Source organism: Paraferrimonas sp. SM1919 (genome assembly GCF_010993985.1).
Taxonomy (GTDB): Bacteria; Pseudomonadota; Gammaproteobacteria; order Enterobacterales; family Shewanellaceae; genus SM1919.
In genome coordinates this window covers 1-25,499 of the sequence record NZ_WINH01000013.1, presented here as the reverse complement: position 1 = coordinate 25,499, position 25,499 = coordinate 1, and the positions used below count along the sequence as shown (strand labels likewise).

The window sequence follows — 25,499 nt, the reverse complement described above, 5'->3', positions numbered from 1 at the left end:
ATTTAATACAACAGTTTATATTTGTAGAAAATATTGATAGCTCATTAAGAGAGATTAGTATTGCTCATGCGGAAGTGGACCGTTATGAATATGGTTAAGTGATGCCTTAATTCTGCAAATGCAGGTAGCTACTCTTCAAATTTTTTTAATCGCCCTGCTGGTGGCAAAGCTTCTCACTCCACTTTCTTTTGAATAGTTTTTAGCTAAATAGCTTAGTCTAAAGAAAGGTGCGATTAACGATTGAGGGTCATTGCTATGTACCATGTATCCAGCATTATTAGGGAAGGTTACGCGGATATCCGTCAGCATATTACAGACTGACTGAGCTATTTTTAGGCTTTGGTAGGTAGAATTAACTTTATGGCCATCTAGCAAGAGAGCTGCATGGAAATGGACTTTATTTGTACCGGGTGTTCGTTCTCTTTTCCAGATAAAGCCAACATCACAGCTATAGTATTCCTTCAGCTTAATTTTAATGCGTTGGAAGAAGCTGGATATTTTGGTGCTTTCTCGTGGGCAGTGATAAAGGTCTAAATCTAACCTGATGATAAATAGTCTGGCATGTATAGATAAGTAGTTTGAAATGCAGTCCATTGTTTTTATGAGGTACTTCTTATCTAAACCATCATCTAGAACCATTACTCGATAAGCTTTATTTTTATAAATCCATGGCTGAGATTGTTCTTTGGTAATACTTCTATCCATAAACCTTCTTATTATTCCCAGTAGTGTATACACCTAGTTAGAGCTTGATGCCCTGCTATACCTGGGTTTAATTAACCATTCTTTAAATTTTCTAGAGTTGATTTATGGATTATTGTGCACCATTTGTCTCATTTTTGGTACAAAAAAAGGCCAGATCGGCCTTTAATGAATTTTAAGAGCAGGGTGTAACTAATAGTTTTGTTCTGTATGAAAGTGTTTGCGTACAGTGTTTTTTTTCCAATAGTACTTCTTGTCCAGTATTAAGTCAGGTTTAGGAAATCCAGGTTTTTTAATTCGTCTATAAAATGAACGTAGCTCGATTTTGAGCTCGAGGGCAAAGGCCGAAGAATCGGAGTAGTCTTCAAGCGGGTGTTGCTTAGCAACTTGTTTGCATAGAGAGGGGCGTTTAATCATGGCAAGCTCCTTTAAGAGAGCCACGTTCGAGGCTGTCTATCCAAGACATTACATCTTTAAGCCACCAGCCGCGTTTACCATCTGGATAATGAATTCCCTTTGGAAAGCTGCCATCTTTCTCTGAGTTAAATAAGGCAGTGCGAGATAGGGAGGTGAGAAGGCAAGTACACTCAAGGTCTATTGGGGGGTTATCTGTGTATTGCTGTGGCAGTGAGATCATAGGAAACTCCGAAATTAAATAAAATCTTTCAGAGTTTCCTAGGCCGTATTAGATATGCAAAATTTTAGAGGTTTTTAATTTTTTAGGTTTATTTAGTCATGCAGGGTCACTTCTTACGCCTGTAATTACGCTCAGCATCTAGTTGTCGCTTTCTTCTCTCCAGAACATGTATAGGCCACCCCATCGCATTTTTATAGTTCGGGATTGGTGGTGGTATGAGCTTATCTTTTTTGTGGCGGTCTAAGGTTTGGCGACTAATCCCTAAGAACTTCGCGGATTCATTAACGTTTAGCCAGTCTTGGATATCAGACGAGTTATTCATAATGGTCACCATGACTCGAAGCTGGAAGCTCTGTTGCCCACTGGTTCAATTCGTTTAATTTCCACGCACTAGTTCGATTCAAGATTTTTACTCGCTGAGGAAAATCCTTTCCTTTTTCTAGTGAATAGCAAAGGGACTTGCTAATTCCGGTAATGCGTAGACGCTCAGGCTCCCTTACAAGCCTATTAAAAGGTAACTTTGTTTCTACTAGTTGTCGGTAAGTTAATGGTGGTGGAAGTTGCATTTCACTGGCTCCATAGTGTCATTTTGAAGTCAGTATTTGGCAGTAAGTTGGTTAATCAAAATTTTAGAGGTTTTTAATAATTTTTATGGTCAAGCTGATCATGCGTGGTGTGATCACGTTAGTGGTCAGATAGCAAAAGCGTTCATTCAGCGTCAAAGCTCAGCAGAAATTTAAAGAAAAGTAGTGTGCTGAGATTGGTACGGGAATGCCTAAATATTTTGAGTGATCAATGGCAGAGTCCCCTAGCTGAGAATAATCTCTGGAACATCAAATAGCGCAGCAGAAAATGTAAGGGGGGAGGTGGACTGAAAGCTAGATGCTGATCAGATATTCGTTGGGAGTGGATTACTCGTTTTTGTGATCAGCTTACATTTGCGATAGTTTGCTTCTAATTGCAGTTGAATGGCTTTGCACTGTTGATCAGTTTTAGTATTTTTAAAGAAAAGTTGATCACTATAGTAGCTCCGGTTAGCTAACTCATTTTTGCCCCATTCCGAGTTACGAATAGCGAGAGCGGGTTACACCCTTCGAGAAGTTACAGTTTCTAGTAATTAATGAGACTCCAATAAGCGGAAAACTCGGTTTGTAATTCGGCCTTTGTATTGATACTGTAAATTATCAATTAAATCATTGGCTTCGCTTCGCTGGTGTGGAATAAAGAAACAAATGAAGCGAGCATACCTCTTGTACAAATATTAAGTATCTAAGGAAGACAACAAATGTCAGAAGAAGACCTATTAGTAGAGCCGGATAATGATTCGGGTGCTGTTAGCACACCTGCTACTAAAGGCAGACAATCTTTTAGGCAAGTCCGCAGAGAGCTTACAGAAGAAGAGCTAGCAAGCCCTGCTGCACAACGTTTAATTCTCGATGAGTTAGACCGTCTGGAAGAGGAAAATGTCAGCTTAAAGAGGCTCAGAACTGAGTTTCATACAGTTGATAAAAAAGCCTCTGTACTTAATGAAAAACTAAAGAGGCATAATGCATTAGATATATTATCGTCAGCAGCACTTGCAGCAGGCTCTCTTTCCCTTGGCTATGCTCCAAAGGTATGGGCTGCAGATACCGCGACTGGTCCTATTTTTTTAGTTATTGGCATTGTTTTAATCGCTAGTGGCATTTGGGCTAAGGCGGTGCGCACATGAAGCTCGAAATGAAATCAATACGAGATCGGGGCATCCCAGATAAAGAGCGTGTTGTAATGCGTGCATTAGCTAGAATTGATATTGGGCAATTCGCCCTGATTGAAGCTGGGTATAGTAATGGCGAGATAAACACTGAAACTGGAGATTGTTTCTGGTTCCCAGACAAAGTTATTGATGAAGGTGACTGGGTTGTTCTTTATACGAAGCCGGGAAAATCAAAAGAAAAAGTTCAGAAAAGTGGTTCTCTTGCTCACTTTTTCTATTGGGATAAATCCAGAGCAAAATGGTCTAGCAACTCAAAAGCACCAGTAGTTTTACAGGTAGACTCATGGAGTTTCCTACCTCCCGACAATACTTAACAAGTAAAAACAGCATCTCCCTGCGGGCAGGACGCGCAAACGCGCGCCGCTGCTTTGGGCGTTGAATACAACTTAAGGAGGTATTTGATGAAGTTAAATCATTATTCCGTTCACAAAAATGAGGGTGGCGAGTGGTGTGTCACATCATCTGGAACTGTTAGAAAAGAGCATAAATTTGGAACAAAAAAACAAGCTATTGAAGCTGCTCGAAAGTTTGCTCAGCAAGGTAAAACGGTTATTGTTCACAATAAAGATGGGAAGGTGAACCAAGTTATCGGTCTCAAATATAAACCTGGTATGAAGTCGGTTAAGACTAGAAGCAAGTTAAAAACTAAAGATGTCAACCTTGCTATAGCAAAGGCAATGGAATCCAGAGCGGTCAAGGGGTAAGTAATGTCTACCGATTATGAAGCTAGTGTATTTATCAACTGTCCATTTGATAGCCAATTCGAACCTTTGTTTGAAGCCATATTATTTACTATTTATAAGTGTGGATTAAAACCAAGATGCGCTTTAGAGCATGATGATGCAGGAGAAACAAGAATCGACAAAATAAATAGTATTATTGCTGATTGCAAGTATGGTATCCATGATATTTCCAGAACTGAACTTGACACTCATAATAGTCTTCCTCGCTTTAATATGCCTTTAGAGTTAGGTTTGTTTTTAGGATGCAAAAATTTTTCAACCGGTAGAAGCTCTGAAAAAATAACCATCATATTTGATTCAGTACCTTATCGTTATATGCAGTTTATCTCTGATATCTCAGGTCAAGACATTAAAACTCACAACAATAACCCTCAAATCCTAATCCAAAATCTAAGGAGTAGTTTTAACACAAATCTTGGTGGTGGTTTACCAGGTGCTACAGCAATTTACAACGACTACACTGCTTATCAATTGCTTAAGCCCACAATAAAAAATAACTTAAATCTACACGATGATGATGATTTAACATATTCAGATCATGTTCAAATTATTCAACAGTGGATGCGATTGATTTCTTAACGCGTGGCATTTTACTATGAGTTGGTTTTAGTGTTTAAGGTGGTATGCGACAGCTTGGTATTACATTGTTCACACTTTAACAGGGCGTTACCGGCATAATTCCTAGCTCACTTTTGTCCATTTTCGAGCCAAAGTGAGCAACATACTCATTAGTAATTAACACTGATTTACAAATATTTGTCTAGGATAACTTTCGTCCCGTTTAACACATATATTCAGGAGCTTAATGTTATTAAGCTTTATTTCGAGATGTAAATTCACTTTATTTCAGCGACTTAAGATGGCACATTAACGTTATCCCATATTATAAAATGACAATTTGTCGAGCTACTGATGAAGGTTTTGTTGAGATTATTTAGGTTGAAAGATTAATGGATCAAAGTCTTATAGATTTTAAAGCACTATCAGAGCCAGCATGTAAATTAATCGATGCTGTCAGCAGTTCCATTGGGGTAGTTTACGAGCCCACTCGGATACGCCGGAAAGCTAAGGCTGAAGCTGAGGCGCTTGTAATTATGGCCAAGGGTGAGGAGGAAGCTCTTGCTGCTCGTGCAGCTGTTAGACTCTCTACTCAGGAAATCTATCGTCAAGAAAATATTGAATCCATTCTTAATAAGTCAGTAGAGCTTGTCGACCAAACAATTAAGGTCGACAAGTCACCACCTAAACGTGACTGGTTATCTTTCTTTTTTGATAAGTGTAAAGATGTATCTGAGGAAGAAGTACAAAGTGCATGGTCTGCAATATTAGCTGGAGAATTTGATAAGCCCAACTCATTTAGAAGAGTAACTCTAACTGTGCTGCAATCGATGAATGAGAGTGATGTAAAGCTATTTGAACGGTATTGCTCTTATGTTTTTCGATTAGATGGAAAGCTAACTAGAATAAAGTTTTCAGCGCATAATAAAGAGCTCGCGAAAAAGGATATAACAGAAGAAGAGATACTCCACCTTCAAGATCTAGGATTACTCCAAGAGCCCAAAATATGCCACTTTAATAAGGGGGCTACAGTGATAGTGGAATATGGGGCTAATAGATTTAGCTCTACATTTCGTTCTCATAGGCAAAATAAAGCGGAGTATCTTACGATGGCAGGACGGGAGTTGTATTCCATAATTAATCTTACTCATTCTGATAAGTACGGGGAAATACTCCTTAGTAGATTTCAAATAATGTCTAAAACAAGGCAAAAAAATGTTAAAGATTCCTGAATTCAAAAGGAAACAAAATGCAGATTAGTCAAGCAACGCTGCAAGCTATAATAAGTCATGCAATTGAGAGCAAAGCAAGCTATTTAATAAAAAATATAGCTGAAGATACCATGTCTTTAGAAAAATTTAGTTATGTTTACGATGTTTTGTTTGATCGCCAGTTTGTATCTTTAGCCGTGGAATATTGTTCAGATGAGATATTAAAAACTAATTATTTTTACTCATTACTTGGTAGTGACGATGGAGCAATCAAGTTTTCTTTATCAGATTCAAGTGATGAGGAAGTGTTAAGTATTGAATTTGAACCAGGATATGATTTTGATTCTCTAGTAGAAAATCATAAATAATCACATGCATCTTATACTGCCGAAGATGGGACACCACTATGATTTTGGTTCTAAATGAATATCATGAGCTAATCTAGTGTCCACGATTCCTAGCTCATTTTTGTCCAATTCAATGACAAAAGGTGAGCGTGTCTGAAGGCCAATAAACAAAAATACTAAGACACGGTAATTCGTTTCTTTAAGCGATATCCTAGTGCGAAAATACAGGAACTAAAGGTGCTTATCATGACGAAATTACCTACAAATTCACCAACTGACTTTTGCGTAGCTTTTATAGAAAGGGAACTTGAAGATAACCGAAAGAAAAAAATTTGGATGGACCGATGGCCGCTTATGCTACGGATGATTGATCAGGCATCAAACCTTGAAAAGGTATTCAACGAGCTAATCAATAAGTTTGGCTACGCTGACAAACTAGCAATCCTTTCTGAATCAGATAGGCCAAATGCAGAAGCTGTTTGGTTGACGTTGGAACATATCTGGATGAGCGAGGATTTTGCGAAGGAAGAGCTTATCCAAGCTAGAGCAGAGAGGCGTGAGCTACTCACATTACAAAAAGGTATCTCTGAGCTATCATGTCGCCTGGCTGGTATGCTAAGGCGCCAGACTGAATTGTATGAGTTATCTGGTTTTCGTCGGCATGACTATCAAACGGCTGTCGATTCGTTGGTGCAAGGAGCAGTCCATAACCCTCTTTTCAAGGTTTACGTTAAAGATAAACTTGAAAGTCTAGCGCACCAATATGAGCTAAAATACTGGCCTTCTCGGGCTGATGTGGTAGAAGCGATTGGTGAGTTTGAAGAGCTTCTACCAATACCACAACATGTTGAAGTCCCTGATGCGGTACTAGATGGAAGAGCATCAGACCATAAAGATTTTGTTCTTGCGTTTGACGCCCAGTTTAGTAAACCAAATCAACTACCTACTGGATTTAGATTTAGCAATCAAGCTATGGCAGACATTATAAATGTTGTTTTAGACCTTCCTGAAGATAAACTCATCCTTGGTGATACTATTAGGAAAATCAGGTATCGATATGTAGTGGCCAATAGAAATTAGCCATAGGTTTAGGGCTTATTCATAGTTTGAGTTATCTGAAATTCCGTTATTAGAATAAATGTTCTAACACGAAAATGTCCAATAGAGAGCTAGACCCCTATTACTAAACTTGAGTTGCGCTGTCCTCGGCAAGCTTCAGCTGTCGATATTAAGAAGCCTGGCCAAGTATACAGGTTAACTTTACTTGACCAGACAGACGAAGCTGAGTCTTATTAAAATAGTCAACCACCAAAAGGTTGGCTTTGGCTCATCCAAAGGTCGATTTGGCTTTCACGCCATGAGTGGATTTTGCCATTTTTTTTAATGGGTTCTGGTAGGTATCCATTTTGAGCATAACGTCTAACCGTGCTGACGCTTTTACCAAGACGTTTAGCCACTTCTTTTATGCTAATAAAGTTTTCTGCTGCCATTATACTAACCCTCATACCCAACGGTTTCTCTACTCGCTACCCAGTCGAGTAATTCTGATTCCACCCAGCCTACTGCTCTAGCAGATAACTTTCTGCGTTTAGGGAACTGATCTTTCTTTTCAAGCTCTAGGGCGTGTCTTCTGGATATGCCTGTGATTTCTTCGCGCTTCTTATCTCGAACAATCATGTTATTTCTCCTTTTTTCTAAAGATTCAGGAGGAGTATTAGTGGAGGGGAGGGAATTGCGAAATTTTAGGGGTTTTTAATTTAAGAAAATTGTTGGACTATTTTTTAAGAAATACTCTAAGTGTACATGGCTGTGTACACGAATAATAAAAAAGGCCTTTATTATAAAATAAAGGCCTTTTAAAACATGACTTTAGCTAGATGTTTTTAGTTCATGCCGTATTTTTTTAGCTTCTTACGAAGGGTACCACGGTTGATACCTAAGATGTTAGATGCACGGGTTTGGTTACCACGAGTGTGTTGCATGATGATGTCTAGTAAAGGTGCTTCAACTTCGCAAAGAACCATTTCGTAAACTTCTTGTGCTTCTTGTCCGTCTAGTTGGGCAAAGTAGTTTTGCACAGCACGCTTTACAGAGTCGCGTAATAATTGTGGCTTAATAGTGCCATTTGCGGTCTCAATTTTACCTACAGTTAGTTGCGCTTCATTAGTCGTAGTTTGGTCAAACATGCGTATATTGCTCTTGTATAAAATTACTGGTAACTAAAGCAGTGTTCTAATTCAGAACGCTGCGCTTCAATCGTTTCGTGTCGATTAAACCTTGCTCGAAATTCTTTATGTTGTGGCCCATTTAAGTACCACCCCACGTGTTTTCGTGCAATACGAATACCGAGGTATTCACCATAAAGATCAAGCAAATCATCAAGATGCTGCTGGATCACCTGGTATACCTCTTGTAACGGCGGGCTATCAAGATGCTCGCCAGTCTTCAAGAAATGATCTATCTCTCGAAAAATCCATGGTCTTCCTTGTGCAGGGCGACCTATCATCAGCGCATCGACACCAGTGTAATCTAAGACTTGTTTAGCCTTCTCTGGACTGTCAATGTCGCCATTAGCAATCACTGGAATAGTAATTGCCTGTTTAATTTGGGCTATGGTGTCGTACTCGGCATCACCTTTGTACATGTCCTTTCTGGTTCGGCCATGAACGGCTAAAGCAGAAATGCCACAGTCTTGGGCGATGCGGGCAATATCAACCCCATTACGATTTTGGGGATCCCAGCCAGTACGAATTTTAAGAGTTACAGGAGTGTCAACAGCGGCGACCACAGCCTCTAGTATTTGCCTTACTAGAGTCGGATCTTGCAGTAACGCTGAACCTGCAAGTTTCTTATTTACTTTTTTTGCTGGGCAACCCATGTTGATATCAATGATATCGGCACCATTGGCGACATTAAATTGTGCAGCCTGTGCCATTAACTGGGGATCACTACCAGCAATTTGTACTGAACGAATTCCATTCTCACCCTTATGGCTCATTCGTAAGCGGCTTTTGTCTGTATCCCAAACGTCTGGGTTAGATGACAACATTTCCGATACGGCAAGAGCCGCTCCGTACTTTAAACATAAATTACGAAAAGGCTGATCAGTCACACCCGCCATTGGGGCTAAAATCAATCGGTTCTGCAATTGATGTGGGCCTATGCGCATTAAGTGTGTCTCGTCTACCAAAGGGCGGCTATATTACTGTTTTTTGAACTATTTGAAAAGGTCGATTTTTAACCTTGAGGTAAATATTTTTCTTGACATTTGATCTAGGTAGCACCTCTGCAGGTCGCTACCCAGTTGGATTTTAATCCTTATTTACGGACGCCTGTTAAGCGCGTCCAGTCTTCTTTGTGACAGGGATCATCCATTTCAAACCATTGGCTGTAGTGGGCGTGAAGTTCGTCAGCTTGTTCACCTAATAGGCCAGATAATGCCAGCTTGCCACCAGGGCGAACCAAGTCACTAATAAGGGGAGCAAGCTCACGTAATGGGCCTGCCAAAATATTTGCTACAAGTGTGTCCGCCTTCAAATTTTTAGGCTGTTCTTCAGGTAGAAATACTTCAAGTTTCGTTTCAACCTGATTACGCTTTGCATTTTCTAGGCTGGCTTCTAAAGCTTGCGGGTCAATATCAATGCCAGTCACATGTTTAGCACCAAGTTTCAATGCAGCAATTGCTAAAATTCCAGAACCACATCCAAAGTCGATGACATTTTGATCGGTTAAATCCATAGAGTCTAACCATTCTAGACATAGGGCTGTAGTTGGATGGGTACCCGTACCAAATGCAAGCCCAGGATCAAGCATGACATTAACGGCGTTTTCATCGGGTACGGTGCGCCAGCTCGGGCAAATCCAAAGACGTTTGCCAAATTGCATAGGATGGAAATTATCCATCCATTCTCGCTCCCAATCTTTATCTTCTAGGGCTTCTACTTTTAGCGTAATACCGGTAAATAAGGGCTGCTCTGATAACCACTGGGTGACTGCTTTAGTATCGATATTAGCGTCGTATAACGCCATAACAGTAGTATCCGGCCACAGTGGTGTTTCACCAGGTAGTGGTTCTAGTACTGGAGTATCGTGTGTGTCTAAAAACGTGACGGAAAGGGCACCGCTTGCAATCATTACATCAGAAATTGCTTCTGCGTGCTCCTCAGTCGTGGATAGGCGAATTTGGATCCAAGCCATAGTTTATCTCTTAAATTACATTATTGCCCTATATTGTAAGTCATTGTCGTGAGGTGATGTAATTAATTTAAAAAGAAGCTCGAGTTTTAGCAGTTGGCATTGGAGCGAGTCAGTCGAAGGCCTGATGTCGAAAGTATCCTATCGATAGCCAAATGGTGATGGCGAGCCCCTAGTTTTGTTAGTGGGCAACCTTGAGCCTTAGGGAGGCGCTTCTTTAAGCTTAGAGCTTTAGCCAATAAAAAAGCCACCCCGAGGGATGGCTTAATATACTTTTTTTACAGCCTTTGGTTGCTATTGCAATCCTAGTTTCTTTTCTAGGTAATGAATATTGGCACCGCCATTTTGGAAGTTTTCATCATCCATAATGGTTTGCTGTAATGGTGTATTCGTTTTAATACCGTCAACCACCAACTCGTTAAGCGCGTTCTGCATACGGGCTATAGCAATGCCACGGTTCTCACCGTAGGTGATGAGTTTGCCAACCATAGAGTCGTAGTGTGGTGGTACTTTATAACCCGCGTAAATATGCGAATCCCAACGGATACCCATGCCACCTGGAGGGTGGAAGCGGGTAATTTCACCAGGGCTCGGCATAAAGGTCACCGGGTCTTCTGCATTAATACGACATTCGATCGCATGGCCACGGATTTTAATTTCATCCTGTGTCACAGACAGCGGCTGACCTGCGGCAATACGTAATTGTTCTTTAATGAGGTCAACACCGGTAACCATTTCTGTCACAGGGTGTTCTACCTGAATACGGGTATTCATCTCGATAAAGTAGAATTCGCCGTTTTCATATAAGAACTCAAACGTACCAGCGCCACGGTAATTGATATCGATACAAGCACGGGCACAACGCTCGCCGATGAACTTGCGCATCTCTTCAGTGATACCTGGAGCCGGTGCTTCTTCAACAACTTTTTGGTGACGTCGCTGCATAGAACAGTCACGCTCACCCAAGTGCACGGCATTACCTTGACCATCGGCTAACACTTGAACCTCGATGTGACGTGGGTTTTCTAGGTATTTCTCCATGTACACATCAGGGTTGTTAAAAAAGGTACCTGCTTCTGATTTAGTCAGGGCGATTTGCTCTAATAAATCTTCTTCTTTACGCACAACACGCATACCACGGCCACCGCCGCCGCCTGAAGCTTTAAGAATAACTGGGTAACCGATACGTTTAGCAATTTGCTTATTTTTGTCAGCATCTTCACCTAGGGTGCCATCTGAACCTGGTACGGTTGGTACCCCAGCTTTTTTCATTGCTTCAATGGCAGATACTTTATCACCCATTAGGCGAATAACATCACCTGTTGGCCCGATAAAAATAAAACCACTTTCTTCAACTTGATCAGCAAAGTCAGCATTTTCTGCAAGGAAACCATACCCAGGGTGAATGGCTACGGCATCGGTCACTTCAGCTGCGGCGATAATAGAAGGCACATTTAAGTAACTCTCTAGGGCAGATGGTTTACCAATACAGATAGCTTCATCAGCCAAAAGTACGTGTTTTAGGTCTTTATCCGCGGTGGAATGTACCGCTACGGTTTTGATGCCAAGTTCACGACAGGCACGCAAAATACGTAGGGCAATTTCACCACGGTTAGCAATTACGACTTTATCTAACATGGAAGTCTTGCCCTATTATTCGATGATAAATAGAGGTGAATCAAATTCTACAGCATCACCGTTTTCAACTAAGATCGCTTTGATTTCACCAGCTTTATCAGATTCAATTTGGTTCATCATTTTCATAGCTTCAATGATACATAGGGTATCGCCAACGTTTACTTTTTGGCCAACTTCAACAAACGGTGCGGCTTCTGGGCTCGAGGCACGGTAAAAGCTACCAACCATTGGTGATTTCACTTGATGGCCAGTTGGCTCAGTTGCAGGTGCTGCTGCTGGAGTAGCAGGTGCAGCAGCTGGTGCGGCAACTGGGGCAGCGGCTGGAGCAGCATAAACCTGTGGCGCAGCAGCTACATTGGCTACGGTTTGACGGCAAATACGAACGGCCTCTTCACCTTCTGTGATTTCTAGTTCAGCAATACCTGATTCTTCAACAAGCTCAATCAGTTTTTTAATCTTACGAATATCCATGATTTCTCTCTTTTATTATTTTTATCGCTGTGATTGCAGTTGGTTAACCGCAGCGGTTAAAGCAAATTGATAACCTTGGTGGCCTAAACCTACAATGACCCCTTGGGCAGCATCTGAAAAATACGAATGATGCCTAAAGGATTCACGGGCATGTACATTTGACAGATGCACTTCAATAAAAGGTATAGCGACACCAAGTAGTGCATCCCTTAGGGCAACACTAGTATGGGTAAAGGCTGCTGGATTAATAATGATAAAATCAGCATTGCTTGTATGTATGGTGTCAATTAGCACATGTTCAGCGTTTGACTGCATGAAACTAAGGTTAACCCTTAATTCTTGAGCTTGCTGCTCAAGTTGCTGCTGAATATCTGCTAAAGTAAGGGCACCATATAGATGGGGCTCTCTTCGTCCAAGCAGATTTAAGTTTGGACCATTTAATACAAGAATGTTGAAATTTGCCATAATTATGCCGGCATCCTTTATTAATTTCGTAGAAATTAAAGGTAACAAGCAGGAATTAAGTTTTCAATACTTAATCTTCTACATGTGAGTTTAATTTCCTTCTTATTTACATATTATATGCATTTCGAAGTAATTAGCAGCAAAATACTGGTCTAATCACCGAATTTTATTTCCATAACACCGAGCAGATTGGGGTCTGAGGCAAATTTGTATGGTTTGCGCCATTGTGGTGCAAAGGGGGCTTTGAGTTTGTTTTCAATTGGTGCAGGATGGATTGTTCCTTTTTGTATGTCATTGTTAAATATGGTTTTTTTGTTTTGGTATGGACTTTGGATAAGTTATGCCAGAAACAAAAATAGAGGGAAACAACATGAAATTAATCAGTGCAATTATCAAACCTTTCAAGCTTGATGATGTACGCGAAGCTGTGGCTGATATCGGTGTAGAGGGTTTAACGGTATCGGAAGTTAAAGGCTTTGGTCGTCAAAAAGGTCATACAGAGTTGTATCGTGGTGCAGAATATCAAGTGGACTTTCTACCTAAGGTTAAGCTTGAAATTGGAGTAAAAGATGAGGATGTCGATCGTGTGATTGAAGCCATCGTTGACGCCGCGAAGACAGGTAAAATTGGTGACGGTAAGATTTTTGTTACCGAGCTATATTCAGCGGTACGTATTCGTACTGGTGAATTGGATGTTGAAGCGATTTAAGGAGAATAATGATGGAACAATTAACAGAATTAAGGTTTGCACTCGATACCTTTTATTTCTTAATTTCGGGCGCATTAGTCATGTGGATGGCTGCAGGTTTTGCCATGTTAGAAGCGGGCCTTGTTCGCTCAAAAAATACCACAGAAATTTTAACTAAAAATATTTGTTTGTATTCAATCGCTTGTATCATGTACTTACTTATCGGCTACAACATTATGTATGTTGATAATGCAGAAGGTGGTTGGTTACCAAGCTTAGGCGGATTGATTGGTTCACAAGCTGCTGATGCTGATCACGCTTTAGAGTCTGATTTCTTCTTCCAAGTCGTGTTTGTCGCGACAGCCATGTCAATCGTATCTGGTGCGGTGGCTGAGCGTATGAAGCTATGGGCATTCTTACTTTTTACCGTAGTGCTAACGGGTGTGATTTACCCTGTTGAGGGTTACTGGACTTGGGGTGGTGGTTTCTTATCAGAAGCTGGCTTCACCGACTTTGCCGGTTCAGGTATTGTGCATATGGCTGGTGCAGCAGCGGCCGTTGCTGGTGTGTTATTGCTAGGTGCTCGTAAGGGTAAATACGGCCCTAACGGTGAAGTTAACCCAATCCCTGGTTCTAACATGCCATTAGCAACCTTAGGTACGTTTATTCTGTGGATGGGTTGGTTTGGCTTTAACGGTGGCTCACAGTTAATGGTGTCTGACGCTGAAAACTCAACTGCCGTTGCTAAAATTTTCTTAAACACTAACTCTGCAGCCGCCTTTGGTGCTGTGGCTGCTCTATTAGTGTGTCGTACACTTTGGGGTAAAGCTGACCTAACTATGATTTTAAACGGTGCGTTAGCAGGTCTTGTTGCCATTACTGCGGACCCATTATCACCTAGCTACGGTATGGCTGCTTTAATCGGTGCTGCCGGTGGTGTGATTGTTGTCTTCTCTATTATTGGTCTAGACCGTTTGAAGATTGATGATCCAGTAGGGGCAATTTCAGTACACGGTACTGCAGGTCTATTTGGTCTGTTAATGGTGCCTGCATCGAATGCTGATGCTACTTTATTAAACCAATTATTTGGTGCTGCTGTTATCTTTGCTTGGGTATTCCTAGCTTCTCTAGCGGTTTGGTATGTACTTAAGAAAACCATGGGTATCCGCGTGAGCGAAGAGGAAGAGTACCTTGGTATGGACGTATCTGACTGTGGTATCGATGCTTACCCTGAGTTTGTGAGTGTTAAATCACAAGGCTAACCTATAGTCGATAAATAAAGATTAAGGTCAACCAATAGGTTGGCCTTTTTTTGTATGACAGTTTTAAATTGGACCTTTTGCTATTAAGGTTATGTTATTGAAATTAAGTTTAATAGCGATTAACTTGTAGGATATAACGTTACAGAGGGAATGATAATGCCAAGAGTGCAACTGGGCATTTGTGCAGAAGGAAATTTGCACAGTAGCTATTTGTTGTTTAATCATTTAGCCAATACCAGTGTTGAACAACAACAGCTGCAATTAGGTCAGGCCGCCAAGCTTATTCACGGATTAGCTGAAGCCCATAGTGATTATGCTTTTAATGGTTTTGTGGCTATTGGCAGTGAATACTGGTCTTTAATTTCCCCTTGTGAGCGTCCTAGATTATTGCGTGGCTTCCCCACCATGCAATGTGACGACAGACACGCCCCAAAAACAGATGTTGATGTATTCATCACCCTTCGAGCAGATAGGTATGACCTTGTTCATCTTATTTGTAATCAGTTGGTTGCTTTATTAAGCACAAGCTTTGAGTTATTAGATGATACTAGAGGCTTTAGATACTTAGATAATCGCGACATTACTGGATTTGTTGATGGCACAGAGAACCCGAAAGGAAATCATAGGCAAGAAGTCGCTTTAGTTGATGATGATACCGCGATCTTTTGTGGAGGAAGCTATCTGCATATCCAAAAATATCATCATAAAATGCAAGCGTGGAATCGTCTTGACGACCATCATCAACAGCAAATTATCGGCAGAACAAAACACTTTAATGTTGAGCTGAGTGAACAACAAATGCCGATTGATGCCCATGTGAATCGTACTTCTATTAAGGGCTATAAAGGCCAGCCCCTTGAAATTTTACGGCAAAGTATGCCGTTCGGAAATTGCCTCGATCAGGGGTTGTATTTTATCTCTTTATGTAAGACACCTGAGCATTTTGAAAAAATGCTCTACAGCATGATTTATGGTGAGCAAGGGCATTTCGATAAAATATTGGACTTTTCTGAGGCATCAACCGGAGCCGCTTTTTTTGTTCCAAGCTTGTCCTGGTTTGAAACGAGAAGTTAGCTATTATAATTAAATAGTTCAACGACCATTGATTTAGTTTGTTCGATGTCTTGGGTAAATGATGGCGCGATAAAAATAGTATCATCACCTGCAATCGTACCTAAGATACCATCATGCTTACCAATAGAATCTAACAATCTCGCAATTAATTGTGCCGCTCCTGGACTGGTTCTTACTACGATCATTGCACCATTGTGATCGACATCTAACACTAAATTTTTAAGGGGACTACCAGCAGTTGGAACACCTAATTCAGCAGGCAGACAGTACACCATTTCCTGTTTAGCATTGCGAGTTCTTACGGCACCAAATTTACTCAGCATGCGAGACACTTTAGATTGATTAATGCTATCAAATCCTTGTGCTTGCAAAGCAGTTACTATCTCACCTTGAGATCCGAATCTTTCTTCCTTTAGAAGAGACTTAAACGAGCGGGTTAATTGCTCTTGGTTTTTGTTGGTTCGCACTGGGTTACATTCCTTTGGCTAATTTCAAATATTGTGCTTAAGCGCTGGCATTTAGTCAATTGCTAATCACAAATATTACATAAATATTCATTTATAGGCGGTAAAAATCGAAAATTCTTTATTATTTAGCGTCAATATCTAATGTGCGTGAATAATAGTAAAACTATGTTGATAACAACAAATATATTGTAGTATTGTGACCCCGAAAATTGATAACACGGCCTTAAGGCAAGGAATTAAAATGAAAGTTTCAGTATTAGGTGCAGCTGGCGGTATTGGCCAAGCATTAGCATTACTTCTAAAAAATCAATTACCTGCTGGATCTGAGCTGTCATTATACGACATCGCTCCAGTGACTCCTGGTGTTGCTACTGACCTAAGCCACATCCCAACCGACGTTAACGTTGTGGGTTTTGCTGGTGAAGATGCTGCGCCTGCGCTTGAAGGTGCAGATGTGGTATTAATTTCAGCGGGCGTGGCTCGTAAGCCAGGTATGGACCGTTCTGATTTATTTAACATCAACGCCGGTATTGTTAAAAACCTTATCGAAAAGATTGCTGATGTTTGTCCTAAAGCGGTTATCGGTATTATTACCAACCCAGTAAACACCACCGTTGCGATTGCAGCTGAAGTACTAAAAGCTAAAGGTGTTTACGATAAGAACAAATTGTTTGGTGTAACCACCCTTGACGTTATCCGTGCAAACACCTTCGTTGCACAAGCGAAAGGTCTAAGCACTAGCGATGTCAATGTACCAGTAATTGGTGGCCATTCCGGTGTAACCATTCTACCGTTACTTTCACAAGTTGAAGGTGTTGAGTTTACTGCTGAAGAAGTTGCCGCCCTTACACACCGCATTCAAAACGCTGGTACTGAAGTTGTAGAAGCGAAAGCTGGTGGCGGTAGTGCGACATTATCTATGGGGCAAGCGGCCTGTCGTTTCGGCCTATCTGTGGTAGCCGCGCTGCAAGGTGAAGAAAATGTGGTTGAGTGTGCCTATGTTGATAACGATGGCGCTGCCACTGCATTTTTCGCGCAACCGATTCTTTTAGGTAAGAATGGCGCAGAAAAAATTCTTCCTTACGGTGAATTAAGTGCATTTGAAGCTGAAGCAGTAGCACAAATGCAAGCTACCCTTGAAGGCGATATTAAAATTGGTGTTGAGTTCGTAAAGTAACTTGATACAGCCGCATTTAAAAAGCCGCAACAATAGTTGCGGCTTTTTTATTGACCTAAAAAACTAATAACCTAAAGCAAAATCAACACAGTTTTTTAAGGGTTGAGAGGTATGAAACCTATGGTAGTTATCTACAAATTGCTCAACCACGTCTTTGGCAGAACTCGGGGCGGCAATATGTGGCGTTAAAGTCGCGTTCTGACATTTCCACAAAGGGTCATTTTCTGGTAAGGGCTCTTGCTTAAACACATCTAAAATACCATGACTTTCTGGGTGAAGTGCTAACCATACTAATAAGTCTTGTTCATCCACGACGGAGCCTCTGCCAACGTTAATGAATACCACATCGGACTTGAGATATGACAGGGTATCTCGATTGAAAATATTCTTGGTTTCAGAGGTTGCCGGCAGAGCACACACAATAACATCAGCATGGGGCAACTGCTGATGCAGCTGACTTATGGAGTAGCATTCATCAAAATGTTGTGCTTGGTGGCCGCTTCGATTAATGCCTATGGTCTTCATGCCAAAGTGATTAGCAGTGGTGCATAAGTGGGTACCAATGTCGCCTGTTCCGAGGATTAAAATGCGTTTGTCTTTTATCTGCCTTGTTGGCAGTCGGTGCCAGCGGTTTAGGCGCTGATATTGTTTGTAATAGTGGTGTTGTTTATAGACAGCAAGTAAATGGCTAAACACGTATTCACTCATCATAGGACCAAATAAGTTTTTGATGTTGGTCAGGATGAAAGGAAATTTACGACGCTGCTTGGTGAGATCATCAACCCCTGCAAATGTCGATTGCACCCAGGTTAAATTTTTACCTAAGTTGAGAAGGGGGGCTGCTAACTTGGGTTCAGCTAACCAAATGTTGGAATCCAAAATCGACTTAGAATTATCACTCAAGATCTCTAAGTTTGGCAGGTTGTACTTTTCAAGCTGCTTTAAGTAAGCCTGATTATCACTGGTAAGCAGTAAAAGCTTGTTTTTCATTTTGAGCCTTATAAGCGCCAAGGTTGCATGTATACTTTAGAAGTGCATATTGTGGCGCACATTAATAAAAATCCTATAGCCTATTGGCGGTAATCAAGTACCTGTAATTAATTGCTCCAGACATACATTGGTCTTGTTGGCTGGCTGTTACTGGTTTTACGGGCCTTACACGGAAAGTTGCTAAAAATTCCATCCACATTAAGCTTTTGTAGTGTCTTAATATCTTCTTCTTCATCAACAGTATAGACAAAAATCTTAAGTCCACGCTGGTGGGCATCTGTTACCATGGCGGCGTTGATAAAATCAACATCGCAGTGTACCGAGTAGGCGTTAAGTTGCTCTGCAAATGCACAATAGTCAAGGGGGAGGCCGGCGGTTAGTGCGCCAATCTTCAACTGTGGGTCTAAATTATGCACCTGTTGCAATAGGTGATGGTTAAATGAAGAAATCAAAAACTGAGATTTATCAAAGTGGCTATGGGCGATGGCATAGCCAATCTCATCGATCAATGCAACTGCGGTGTCAGCCCCTTTGAGTTCAATATTGACGTCGCATCGTCCATCGATGAAACTAAGTAATTGTCTAAGGCTTGGAATATTTTGCCCTTCACCAGCATCTAGAACCGCCAGCTTTTCCAGAGACGTCTGATGAATTTGGCCGATGCCATTAGTACGCTTGTGTAACCAGCGATCATGGATCACCATTAACTGTCCATGACTGCTATAAACATCTATTTCAATGGCGCATGCTTCCGATTGTAAAGCTAATTCCATTGCCTTTAGCGTATTTTCAGGTGCCAAACCGCTGGCACCTCTATGGGCAATTATTTTCATTTCCTATCTCAGTATTTGAGGGTCACTATTTGGATTAGTGGCCATATGGATTTCAAGTTGAGGATAGGCCAAGATGACATGATTTTCTTTTAATTTTTTATTAATCGCCTTATGTAAAGCATGCCTTAAAGGCCAGCGGTTAGACATGTCATGGGCATAGGCCCTTACTTCAAATTCCTGAGTATGGCTGCCAAAACCTGTAAACCACACTTCAGGCTCTGGAATAGGTAATGCACTTGGGCATTCTTTTACTGCTTGAAACAATAATGCTTCGACAAGTGATGGGTCAGAGTCCCTAGCAACGGCAACCTTAACAATGACTCTGGTGATGGGGTCGGAGAGTGACCAGTTGACCAATTGTTCGGTAATAAAGGCTTTGTTTGGGACAATAATTTCTTTTCTATCCCAGTCAACAATGGTTGTTGCCCTAGTTTTTATTTTGGTCACTTGTCCGGTAAGGTCGCGAATGGTGACCGTATCACCAATGCGGATCGGTTTTTCAAATAAAATAATGAGGCCAGAGATAAAGTTGGCGAAAATTTCTTGAAGACCAAAACCTAAACCAACTGAAAGGGCGGCAATTAACCATTGTAATTTGCTCCATTGCATGCCAAACATAGAGAAACAGGTAATGGTGGCAACCATTACTACCATATAACGGCTGACCGTAGTGATAGCAAAAGCAGTACCTGGGCTAAGTTCTAGCTTTTGTAACACCATCAGTTCCAGTAGACCGGGTAAATTGGCGGTGATCACGAAGGCAAATACCATAATGGCCAATATTAACAGTAGGTCTCTAAGGGTAACTGGCTGGCTAAGGCTGATACCATTTTCTATGCTATTGGAATGCCATAAAACTAACGAATCTAAAAAGCTAAATAACGCACTATGAGTTTGATACCACAGACTCACCAAGGTAATAATAAAGGCCAGGGTCAAAATAGATTTGAGCAATCCAAGTGACTGTTTAGAAATAGTTTCTAAGTCTAAAATGGGTTCTTCATTTTGTTCGTTAATTGGTTCAGAAGGATCCGTTTTGATTCGATGAGCCAACATTTCTGCTCGTTTGGCTTTCGCCCTTTCAAAGCTAATATTTCTATGTTCAATTAATACCCAGCGTTTTGCAAAACCATAAATAAGTAGAAAGTTTAGCGCTAAAATTACTGAAACCTGTAACTGACCTAATAATTCATTAGCGGTAAAGAAGTAACCTAAACTGGCTAACACGATACATGCAATCGGGCTAAAAATGAGTAAGCTCCAGGCAAGATCTTGGAGTAAACGGCGATTCTTGTCAGTCGCTTGAAATTGATGCTCTCGGGCAATGGTTCGCCCTTGCCTAAACAATGAAAATAAGATGAATGCATAGCCAATAAACACTGCTCGTCCAATACCATTGTGAAATTGCGAGTTTTCTAAAGTCTGAGTTAACGTCAGCAAACCTAATAATGGTGTTGCGACAAAAATTTTGCCGACGATGGCTTGTTTGCACTGATCAACAAGGCTAGTGGAAATATGGAAATGTTTCTTAAATAAACCTTCATCATCACTGAATAAGGTTAACAATCGGTACAGGCCATAGCTTATTCCCACCATGGTTATGGCCGCCCCCGCAGCTTGGCTAATGTCGTTATCATCTAGGCTAAAACCAATGCCAGCTAAAATGATGGGTAAAGCGAGCAAACTGCCATAGCCTAAGGATGCAATAAAAACCTGAAAACTTCTGATTAAACTATCCCGAGTAACATTCCCTACGAGATGGCCATGCTTGGTTAACAAGCGGCGAAACTTGCTGCCAAGTAAGTCATGCAACATCAAACAAATGAGCAAAGCGATGACCCATAAAGACCAATAACCACTTTGTCGGTCTATGCTGAATTTAAGTTGCTGTATGTTATCTTGTCTGGTCATCCAACTTACAGTAGTGAGCACATCTACTAACCAAGTAGGGCCAATTACCATCGCATTTGGCACCCAAAATAAATGCTTTTGAAGTAGGGCATTAAGCTCTTGATACTGAATGGTTATATCATGATTTTTAACCTTAAGCCGAGCCAGTTCATCAATGTATTGTTGTTGCGCTAAGATAAGCTCATTGAGCAATTTAATATTGAGCTCATAAAGCTTTTCAACTTCTTGCTGTTGGCTTGGTAGATACTGATTTTGGTTTTGTTGTAATTCACTTAACTCTTGTTCGAAGCGGAAAAGGTCTAACCGTGCTTGGGACAAGATTTGTTTAAGAATGTGTTCTTCTGGAGGCTTAGGAAGTTGTTGTAATTGCCTTAATAAGTTGTCACCAAAAGCTGGGCTAAGTTCTAAGTAGTTAAGTTGTTCTGTGACTTTTTGCAACTTTTGGGTTTGCTTGACAAGATTCTGTTGAGCGAGTTGCTGCTGTTGATCAGTCTCTTTGATCTTGTCGTTTAATTGTGCCAAGGATACAGCGAGTTGTTTATTTTGCTGTTTAAGTTGTTCTGTTAATGGGTCGAAATGGTTTTTTGTTGGCGATGAGTTATCTAAGGCTCTTGCCGCAACGGTCTGTCGTTGAGTATTAATAAGATCATTAAGGGTTTTTAAGTGCTTGGTCCAATTTTCACTATTTTTATCAAGTAACTGAATTCTGAGTTTGGTGGTATTAATATCCCCAGCCAATTTCAAATTAAGCGTTTTGAGGTTGAGTTGCTTTTGCTGCCAGTAGCTTATTTTTAATCGAATATCCGATGTTGATGCTTGATTGCTCTTGGCCAAATACTCTAATTGCTCTGTCGCTTGGGCTAGTTGTGCTGGTAATTGTTGTAACTGTTGCTCTAATAAATTGATTTGGGCTTGTAGGTCAGTCTTTGAAAGCTGTAATTGATCGAGTTCAACATGAGCCATGGACAACTGCTGTGACAATTGGGCTTGATTAATTTTGATAGGCTTAATTAGAACACTTAATTGCCTTAGCAAATACTCTTGTTCAGTATCGAGCCTTAGGATTTCTTGTTCAATTTTGAGTTGTTGCTGTTTTAATTCAGCAATGGCTTCAGTGAGTTGTTGCTGGTTTTCAGGTTGTTGCAGTTGAGTTGACTTTAACCAGGGCTGTAAAAGGGTATTATTGGCGTAGCTAGGGGCAGCCAATATAACAAAAGATACAGCGATAAATAACCGAAAAATCATGGGCATAGTTGTATTATTTTGGGGAGAAGATATATCCAAATTATAGTCTTGTCTATTCTTTTTTGCTTACCTATTAAAGCCACTAATGTGAGCGACAAAACATAATTTTTGCAAATAAAAAAGGCGACTCTGAAGGCCGCCTTAAATCTTATAAAATTGACATCAATTATTGAATATTTAATGTCGCTAATGGTGTCCCCATAACCGTTGTTGCTGCAGGGGCAACAGAATCATCAAAAGCTTTAACCGCATCTTCAGCAAATAACATGACAACTGTCGAGCCTAATTTAAAGCGACCCATTTCATCGCCTTTATTGAAGTTAATATCTTTATCAGAATAGTCCCAAGTGAATACTTGTTTGCCAGCAGGGGGAGTAACAGTACCCGCCCAAACGGTTTCAATACTAGCGACAATCGTCGCACCGACAAGGACCATCGCCATTGGGCCAACGGCGGTTTCAAATAAACATACTACACGTTCATTACGAGCAAATAAGCGGGGAACATTACGGGCTGTTAATGGATTAACCGAGAATAAATCACCAGGAACATAAACCATTTTTGTTAATTTTGCGTCCATTGGCATATGGATGCGATGATAGTCTTTTGGTGATAAGTAGATATTAGCAAAACTGCCATCGTTGAACTGGTTGCCGATGGTTTCATCGCCACCTAGTAATTCCGTCGCACTGAAGGTTTGCCCTTTTGCCTGGAAAATTGAGTCATCATCAATTTTACCAAATTGACTGACAGCACCATCAACAGGGTGTGCTAAACACTCTTGGCGTGGGTCAAAGCTGCGGGCGCCAGGCTTTAGTGCGCGGGTGAAGAAATCATTAAAGCTTTCATATTGATGGGCTTGTGTACGTTCAGCTTCAGCTAAATTAACATCGTAACTTTTGGCAAACCAGCGAATAATTGCGTGGGTAAAGCTGCCTAATTTGGCTGCTGCTAATTTACCTACTAAACGTGAAATAGCATGCTTAGGGGTAATATATTGAAGTGCGATTTTAACTTGATCCATGGGTAAAACAGGTTCCTTAATCTATATCTATCTGTTTGATATGTCGTCCACTTTTTTGTTCCGACATGCTTTGAATAATTCTGCAGTAGTTTGCGTATCTATCCGCGCTGATCTGTTGTTGTTCAACGGCATTAATGATGGCACAGCCGGGGTCTTTTATATGCTTACAGTCGCGAAATTTGCAGCCACCGACAAAGTCTCTGAACTCCCGATAACACCAAGTTACTCTCTCAGGGTGTAGGTGCCAAAGTCCAAACTCCCTGACCCCAGGCGAGTCAATCACATCGGCACCTTGGCCTAAATGCAATAGCTTTGAAGTAGTGGTGGTATGTTGCCCGAGTCCAGAAGTCGATGAGATTTCTCCTTCTAACTGCAATTCATGGTCGCTTAAAGCATTAACCAATGATGACTTACCTACACCAGATTGGCCAACAAAAATAGAAGTGGATTCTGCCATTAAAGACCTAAGTTGTTCAATACCTTGTCCCGTTTTAGCGCTAACTTGAATGAGCGGATAACCCAAATCTTGATAGTTTTGTAATATGGGCGCGATTTCTTCGGCTTGCTGACTGGAGATCAAATCAGCTTTGTTGATGATGATGATAGGCTCAATTTCAACATCTTCAGAAGCAATCAGATAACGGTCAATTAATTGACTAGAAAAGCTGGGTTCTGTGCAACTAACAATAAAGATTCTATCGATATTCGCTGCAACAACTTTAACGCCATCATAATAGTCAGGGCGAGTCAGTTTGCTGGTTCGTGGAAAAACCGCTTCAATGATACCCCCTTCATCAGTAGTAGAAGGGCGAAACAAGGCTTTATCCCCAGTCACTAATGAAGTGATGTTGCGACGTAGCTGAGCTTTTATTAAAGCACCGTCTTGGGTCTCGATTTCGGCATGTTGGCCAAACCTAGAAATAACCACAACTTGTTGTTCTTCTCCAAGTTGCCCTTCGTCGATACTTACCTCTGACTTATCATTGAGCTTTTTCGAACGATTTTCTTTGATGCGGCGAATCTGACCTTTACTGAGTTTTTTGCGTTTACCAGCCAAGTGTATTTGTTTCCTAAAATTTTAAGACTCTATTATGATAACCCTAACCAATGATTGCAGCCACAAAGTATGGCATTATTAGTATTAATAAAAGACAGATAAGGTGATATTTGCATATGAATGAGCAAAATTTAGTTTGGATTGATTTAGAAATGACAGGTTTAGACCCTGAAATAAACCGCATTATCGAAATTGCCACTATCGTCACTGATAAAGATCTGAATATCCTAGCAGAAGGTCCTGTACTGGCTATTCACCAATCCGATGAGCATCTAGCAATAATGGATGAATGGAATCAAAAGCATCATGGCCAGTCTGGTTTAATTGACCGGGTTAAAGCCTCGTCTATCTGTGAAGAAGAGGCAATTAATCAAACTATCGCCTTTATCGAACAATATGTACCTAAAGGGGTTTCACCTCTATGTGGTAACAGTATTGGTCAAGACCGAAGATTTTTAAATAAATACATGCCAAGACTTGAAGATTTTTTTCATTATCGTAATCTAGATGTGTCCAGCGTTAAAGAGATCACTCGACGCTGGGCGCCGCATATTTGTGATGGTTTTAACAAGCGCAATACCCATCAAGCTTTGGATGATATTCGTGAATCGGTAGCGGAATTACAGTACTATCGTGAGCAAGTATTCAAAATTTGAGCAGTTGATAAGTTTTTTTCACTTTAGGGGTTGCAGCTTTCTCTAAACCGCATATAATGCGCACCACTTCCAACGACATAGTGTCTCACTTGAGTTGAAAGTGATTGGAGTGCGAGTATAGCTCAGCTGGTAGAGCGCAACCTTGCCAAGGTTGAGGTCACGAGTTCGAACCTCGTTACTCGCTCCAATTTTTAAAAATGATTTTGATTGCGAGTATAGCTCAGCTGGTAGAGCGCGACCTTGCCAAGGTCGAGGTCACGAGTTCGAACCTCGTTACTCGCTCCAATCATCATTTTTAAGTTTGCATTTTTTGTGCGCGAGTATAGCTCAGCTGGTAGAGCGCGACCTTGCCAAGGTCGAGGTCACGAGTTCGAACCTCGTTACTCGCTCCAA

At 40.9% G+C, this 25,499-nt stretch carries 30 protein-coding genes and 3 tRNA genes; 15 read left to right on the top strand and 18 right to left on the bottom strand.

Going from position 1 to position 25,499, the window contains the following annotated elements; translation table 11 throughout:
* Nucleotides 1-135: 135 nt before the first annotated feature.
* The 4 genes from GFB48_RS09340 to GFB48_RS17810 all read right to left on the bottom strand — a co-directional run bounded on the left by GFB48_RS09340 (nucleotide 136) and on the right by GFB48_RS17810 (nucleotide 1,905).
* The gene (locus GFB48_RS09340) at nucleotides 136-705 is read right to left on the bottom strand and encodes an inovirus-type Gp2 protein (protein ID WP_163934381.1); all 570 of its coding nucleotides are present in this window, start codon (nucleotides 703-705) and stop codon (nucleotides 136-138) included.
* 406 nt (nucleotides 706-1,111) lie between these two features.
* A complete protein-coding gene (locus tag GFB48_RS09335) occupies nucleotides 1,112-1,339 on the bottom strand; it encodes an AlpA family transcriptional regulator (protein ID WP_163934378.1) in 228 nt (75 codons plus the stop codon).
* 106 nt (nucleotides 1,340-1,445) lie between these two features.
* Nucleotides 1,446-1,661 (bottom strand): AlpA family transcriptional regulator, encoded by a 216-nt coding sequence (locus tag GFB48_RS09330; RefSeq protein WP_163934375.1) that lies wholly within the window; start codon nucleotides 1,659-1,661, stop codon nucleotides 1,446-1,448.
* Nucleotides 1,654-1,905, bottom strand: a complete 252-nt coding sequence (locus GFB48_RS17810) for an AlpA family phage regulatory protein (protein ID WP_163934372.1) — start codon at nucleotides 1,903-1,905, stop codon at nucleotides 1,654-1,656. The genes GFB48_RS09330 and GFB48_RS17810 overlap by 8 nt, the downstream gene beginning before the upstream one ends.
* A 719-nt stretch (nucleotides 1,906-2,624) precedes the next feature.
* On the opposite strand from GFB48_RS17810, the gene GFB48_RS09320 reads away from it, so the two are divergent.
* From GFB48_RS09320 to GFB48_RS09290, 7 genes are all read left to right on the top strand, one after another.
* Entirely contained in the window at nucleotides 2,625-3,050 is a 426-nt protein-coding gene (locus tag GFB48_RS09320) for a hypothetical protein (protein WP_163934370.1), read from the top strand.
* Nucleotides 3,047-3,409 carry a hypothetical protein gene (locus tag GFB48_RS09315; RefSeq protein ID WP_163934368.1) on the top strand — a complete coding sequence of 121 codons (363 nt, stop codon included), beginning with the start codon at nucleotides 3,047-3,049 and terminating at the stop codon, nucleotides 3,407-3,409. Before GFB48_RS09320 ends, GFB48_RS09315 begins: the two co-directional genes overlap by 4 nt.
* An 87-nt stretch (nucleotides 3,410-3,496) precedes the next feature.
* A complete protein-coding gene (locus tag GFB48_RS09310; protein WP_163934366.1) occupies nucleotides 3,497-3,799 on the top strand; it encodes a DUF2188 domain-containing protein in 303 nt (100 codons plus the stop codon).
* Nucleotides 3,800-3,802: 3 nt separating this feature from the next.
* Nucleotides 3,803-4,417, top strand: a complete 615-nt coding sequence (locus GFB48_RS09305; protein WP_163934364.1) for a hypothetical protein — start codon at nucleotides 3,803-3,805, stop codon at nucleotides 4,415-4,417.
* A gap of 371 nt (nucleotides 4,418-4,788) precedes the next feature.
* A complete protein-coding gene (locus GFB48_RS09300) occupies nucleotides 4,789-5,628 on the top strand; it encodes a DUF2806 domain-containing protein (protein ID WP_163934362.1) in 840 nt (279 codons plus the stop codon).
* Nucleotides 5,629-5,645: 17 nt separating this feature from the next.
* On the top strand, nucleotides 5,646-5,975 hold the full coding sequence (locus tag GFB48_RS09295) for a hypothetical protein (protein WP_163934360.1): 330 nt from the start codon (nucleotides 5,646-5,648) through the stop codon (nucleotides 5,973-5,975).
* A 225-nt stretch (nucleotides 5,976-6,200) separates the two neighbouring features.
* Nucleotides 6,201-7,034 carry a hypothetical protein gene (locus GFB48_RS09290; RefSeq protein WP_240464850.1) on the top strand — a complete coding sequence of 278 codons (834 nt, stop codon included), beginning with the start codon at nucleotides 6,201-6,203 and terminating at the stop codon, nucleotides 7,032-7,034.
* A 221-nt stretch (nucleotides 7,035-7,255) separates the two neighbouring features.
* Here the strand turns inward: GFB48_RS09290 and GFB48_RS09285 are convergent, their stop codons facing one another.
* The 8 genes from GFB48_RS09285 to aroQ all read right to left on the bottom strand — a co-directional run bounded on the left by GFB48_RS09285 (nucleotide 7,256) and on the right by aroQ (nucleotide 12,722).
* Nucleotides 7,256-7,444: an AlpA family transcriptional regulator gene (locus GFB48_RS09285; RefSeq protein WP_163934355.1), complete on the bottom strand. Its 189-nt coding sequence runs from the start codon at nucleotides 7,442-7,444 to the stop codon at nucleotides 7,256-7,258.
* Nucleotides 7,445-7,448: 4 nt separating this feature from the next.
* Nucleotides 7,449-7,631, bottom strand: a complete 183-nt coding sequence (locus tag GFB48_RS09280) for an AlpA family phage regulatory protein (protein WP_163934352.1) — start codon at nucleotides 7,629-7,631, stop codon at nucleotides 7,449-7,451.
* A 206-nt stretch (nucleotides 7,632-7,837) separates the two neighbouring features.
* The gene (gene fis, locus GFB48_RS09275) at nucleotides 7,838-8,140 is read right to left on the bottom strand and encodes a DNA-binding transcriptional regulator Fis (protein ID WP_163934349.1); all 303 of its coding nucleotides are present in this window, start codon (nucleotides 8,138-8,140) and stop codon (nucleotides 7,838-7,840) included.
* Between the two features lie 23 nt (nucleotides 8,141-8,163).
* Entirely contained in the window at nucleotides 8,164-9,123 is a 960-nt protein-coding gene (dusB, locus tag GFB48_RS09270) for a tRNA dihydrouridine synthase DusB (RefSeq protein WP_163934345.1), read from the bottom strand.
* Between the two features lie 149 nt (nucleotides 9,124-9,272).
* Nucleotides 9,273-10,151 (bottom strand): 50S ribosomal protein L11 methyltransferase, encoded by an 879-nt coding sequence (gene prmA, locus GFB48_RS09265; protein WP_163934342.1) that lies wholly within the window; start codon nucleotides 10,149-10,151, stop codon nucleotides 9,273-9,275.
* Between the two features lie 291 nt (nucleotides 10,152-10,442).
* A complete protein-coding gene (accC, locus tag GFB48_RS09260; RefSeq protein ID WP_163934339.1) occupies nucleotides 10,443-11,786 on the bottom strand; it encodes an acetyl-CoA carboxylase biotin carboxylase subunit in 1,344 nt (447 codons plus the stop codon).
* Nucleotides 11,787-11,801: 15 nt separating this feature from the next.
* Entirely contained in the window at nucleotides 11,802-12,257 is a 456-nt protein-coding gene (accB, locus tag GFB48_RS09255; RefSeq protein ID WP_163934336.1) for an acetyl-CoA carboxylase biotin carboxyl carrier protein, read from the bottom strand.
* Nucleotides 12,258-12,278: 21 nt separating this feature from the next.
* Nucleotides 12,279-12,722, bottom strand: coding sequence for a type II 3-dehydroquinate dehydratase (gene aroQ, locus GFB48_RS09250; protein WP_205597710.1), 444 nt, complete (start codon nucleotides 12,720-12,722; stop codon nucleotides 12,279-12,281).
* A 370-nt stretch (nucleotides 12,723-13,092) separates the two neighbouring features.
* On the opposite strand from aroQ, the gene GFB48_RS09245 reads away from it, so the two are divergent.
* From GFB48_RS09245 to GFB48_RS09235, 3 genes are all read left to right on the top strand, one after another.
* Nucleotides 13,093-13,431, top strand: coding sequence for a P-II family nitrogen regulator (locus GFB48_RS09245; protein WP_163934334.1), 339 nt, complete (start codon nucleotides 13,093-13,095; stop codon nucleotides 13,429-13,431).
* Nucleotides 13,432-13,442: 11 nt separating this feature from the next.
* Complete coding sequence (locus GFB48_RS09240; protein ID WP_163934615.1) at nucleotides 13,443-14,672, top strand: ammonium transporter; 1,230 nt, start codon at nucleotides 13,443-13,445, stop codon at nucleotides 14,670-14,672.
* 156 nt (nucleotides 14,673-14,828) lie between these two features.
* Complete coding sequence (locus tag GFB48_RS09235; RefSeq protein WP_163934331.1) at nucleotides 14,829-15,746, top strand: Dyp-type peroxidase; 918 nt, start codon at nucleotides 14,829-14,831, stop codon at nucleotides 15,744-15,746.
* Here GFB48_RS09235 and argR read toward each other — a convergent pair.
* A complete protein-coding gene (gene argR / locus GFB48_RS09230) occupies nucleotides 15,743-16,213 on the bottom strand; it encodes a transcriptional regulator ArgR (RefSeq protein ID WP_163934328.1) in 471 nt (156 codons plus the stop codon). The two genes, GFB48_RS09235 and argR, sit on opposite strands and share 4 nt — an antisense overlap.
* Before the next feature lie 241 nt (nucleotides 16,214-16,454).
* On the opposite strand from argR, the gene mdh reads away from it, so the two are divergent.
* The gene (gene mdh, locus GFB48_RS09225; protein WP_163934325.1) at nucleotides 16,455-17,390 is read left to right on the top strand and encodes a malate dehydrogenase; all 936 of its coding nucleotides are present in this window, start codon (nucleotides 16,455-16,457) and stop codon (nucleotides 17,388-17,390) included.
* A gap of 63 nt (nucleotides 17,391-17,453) precedes the next feature.
* Here mdh and GFB48_RS09220 read toward each other — a convergent pair whose 3' ends face one another.
* From GFB48_RS09220 to rsgA, 5 genes are all read right to left on the bottom strand, one after another.
* Nucleotides 17,454-18,380 (bottom strand): D-2-hydroxyacid dehydrogenase, encoded by a 927-nt coding sequence (locus tag GFB48_RS09220; RefSeq protein ID WP_163934322.1) that lies wholly within the window; start codon nucleotides 18,378-18,380, stop codon nucleotides 17,454-17,456.
* A gap of 107 nt (nucleotides 18,381-18,487) precedes the next feature.
* Entirely contained in the window at nucleotides 18,488-19,213 is a 726-nt protein-coding gene (locus GFB48_RS09215; RefSeq protein ID WP_163934319.1) for a glycerophosphodiester phosphodiesterase family protein, read from the bottom strand.
* Nucleotides 19,214-19,216: 3 nt separating this feature from the next.
* Nucleotides 19,217-22,369 (bottom strand): mechanosensitive ion channel domain-containing protein, encoded by a 3,153-nt coding sequence (locus tag GFB48_RS09210; RefSeq protein ID WP_163934316.1) that lies wholly within the window; start codon nucleotides 22,367-22,369, stop codon nucleotides 19,217-19,219.
* A gap of 166 nt (nucleotides 22,370-22,535) precedes the next feature.
* Nucleotides 22,536-23,393, bottom strand: a complete 858-nt coding sequence (asd, locus tag GFB48_RS09205) for an archaetidylserine decarboxylase (protein WP_163934313.1) — start codon at nucleotides 23,391-23,393, stop codon at nucleotides 22,536-22,538.
* A 16-nt stretch (nucleotides 23,394-23,409) separates the two neighbouring features.
* Nucleotides 23,410-24,450, bottom strand: coding sequence for a small ribosomal subunit biogenesis GTPase RsgA (gene rsgA / locus GFB48_RS09200; RefSeq protein ID WP_163934310.1), 1,041 nt, complete (start codon nucleotides 24,448-24,450; stop codon nucleotides 23,410-23,412).
* 116 nt (nucleotides 24,451-24,566) lie between these two features.
* On the opposite strand from rsgA, the gene orn reads away from it, so the two are divergent.
* The 4 genes from orn to GFB48_RS09180 all read left to right on the top strand — a co-directional run bounded on the left by orn (nucleotide 24,567) and on the right by GFB48_RS09180 (nucleotide 25,498).
* Complete coding sequence (gene orn / locus GFB48_RS09195; RefSeq protein ID WP_163934307.1) at nucleotides 24,567-25,106, top strand: oligoribonuclease; 540 nt, start codon at nucleotides 24,567-24,569, stop codon at nucleotides 25,104-25,106.
* A 111-nt stretch (nucleotides 25,107-25,217) separates the two neighbouring features.
* Nucleotides 25,218-25,293, top strand: a tRNA-Gly gene (locus tag GFB48_RS09190).
* Between the two features lie 22 nt (nucleotides 25,294-25,315).
* A tRNA-Gly gene (locus GFB48_RS09185) sits at nucleotides 25,316-25,391 on the top strand.
* A gap of 31 nt (nucleotides 25,392-25,422) precedes the next feature.
* Nucleotides 25,423-25,498: transfer RNA gene (locus GFB48_RS09180), tRNA-Gly, on the top strand.
* Nucleotide 25,499 lies beyond the last annotated feature (1 nt).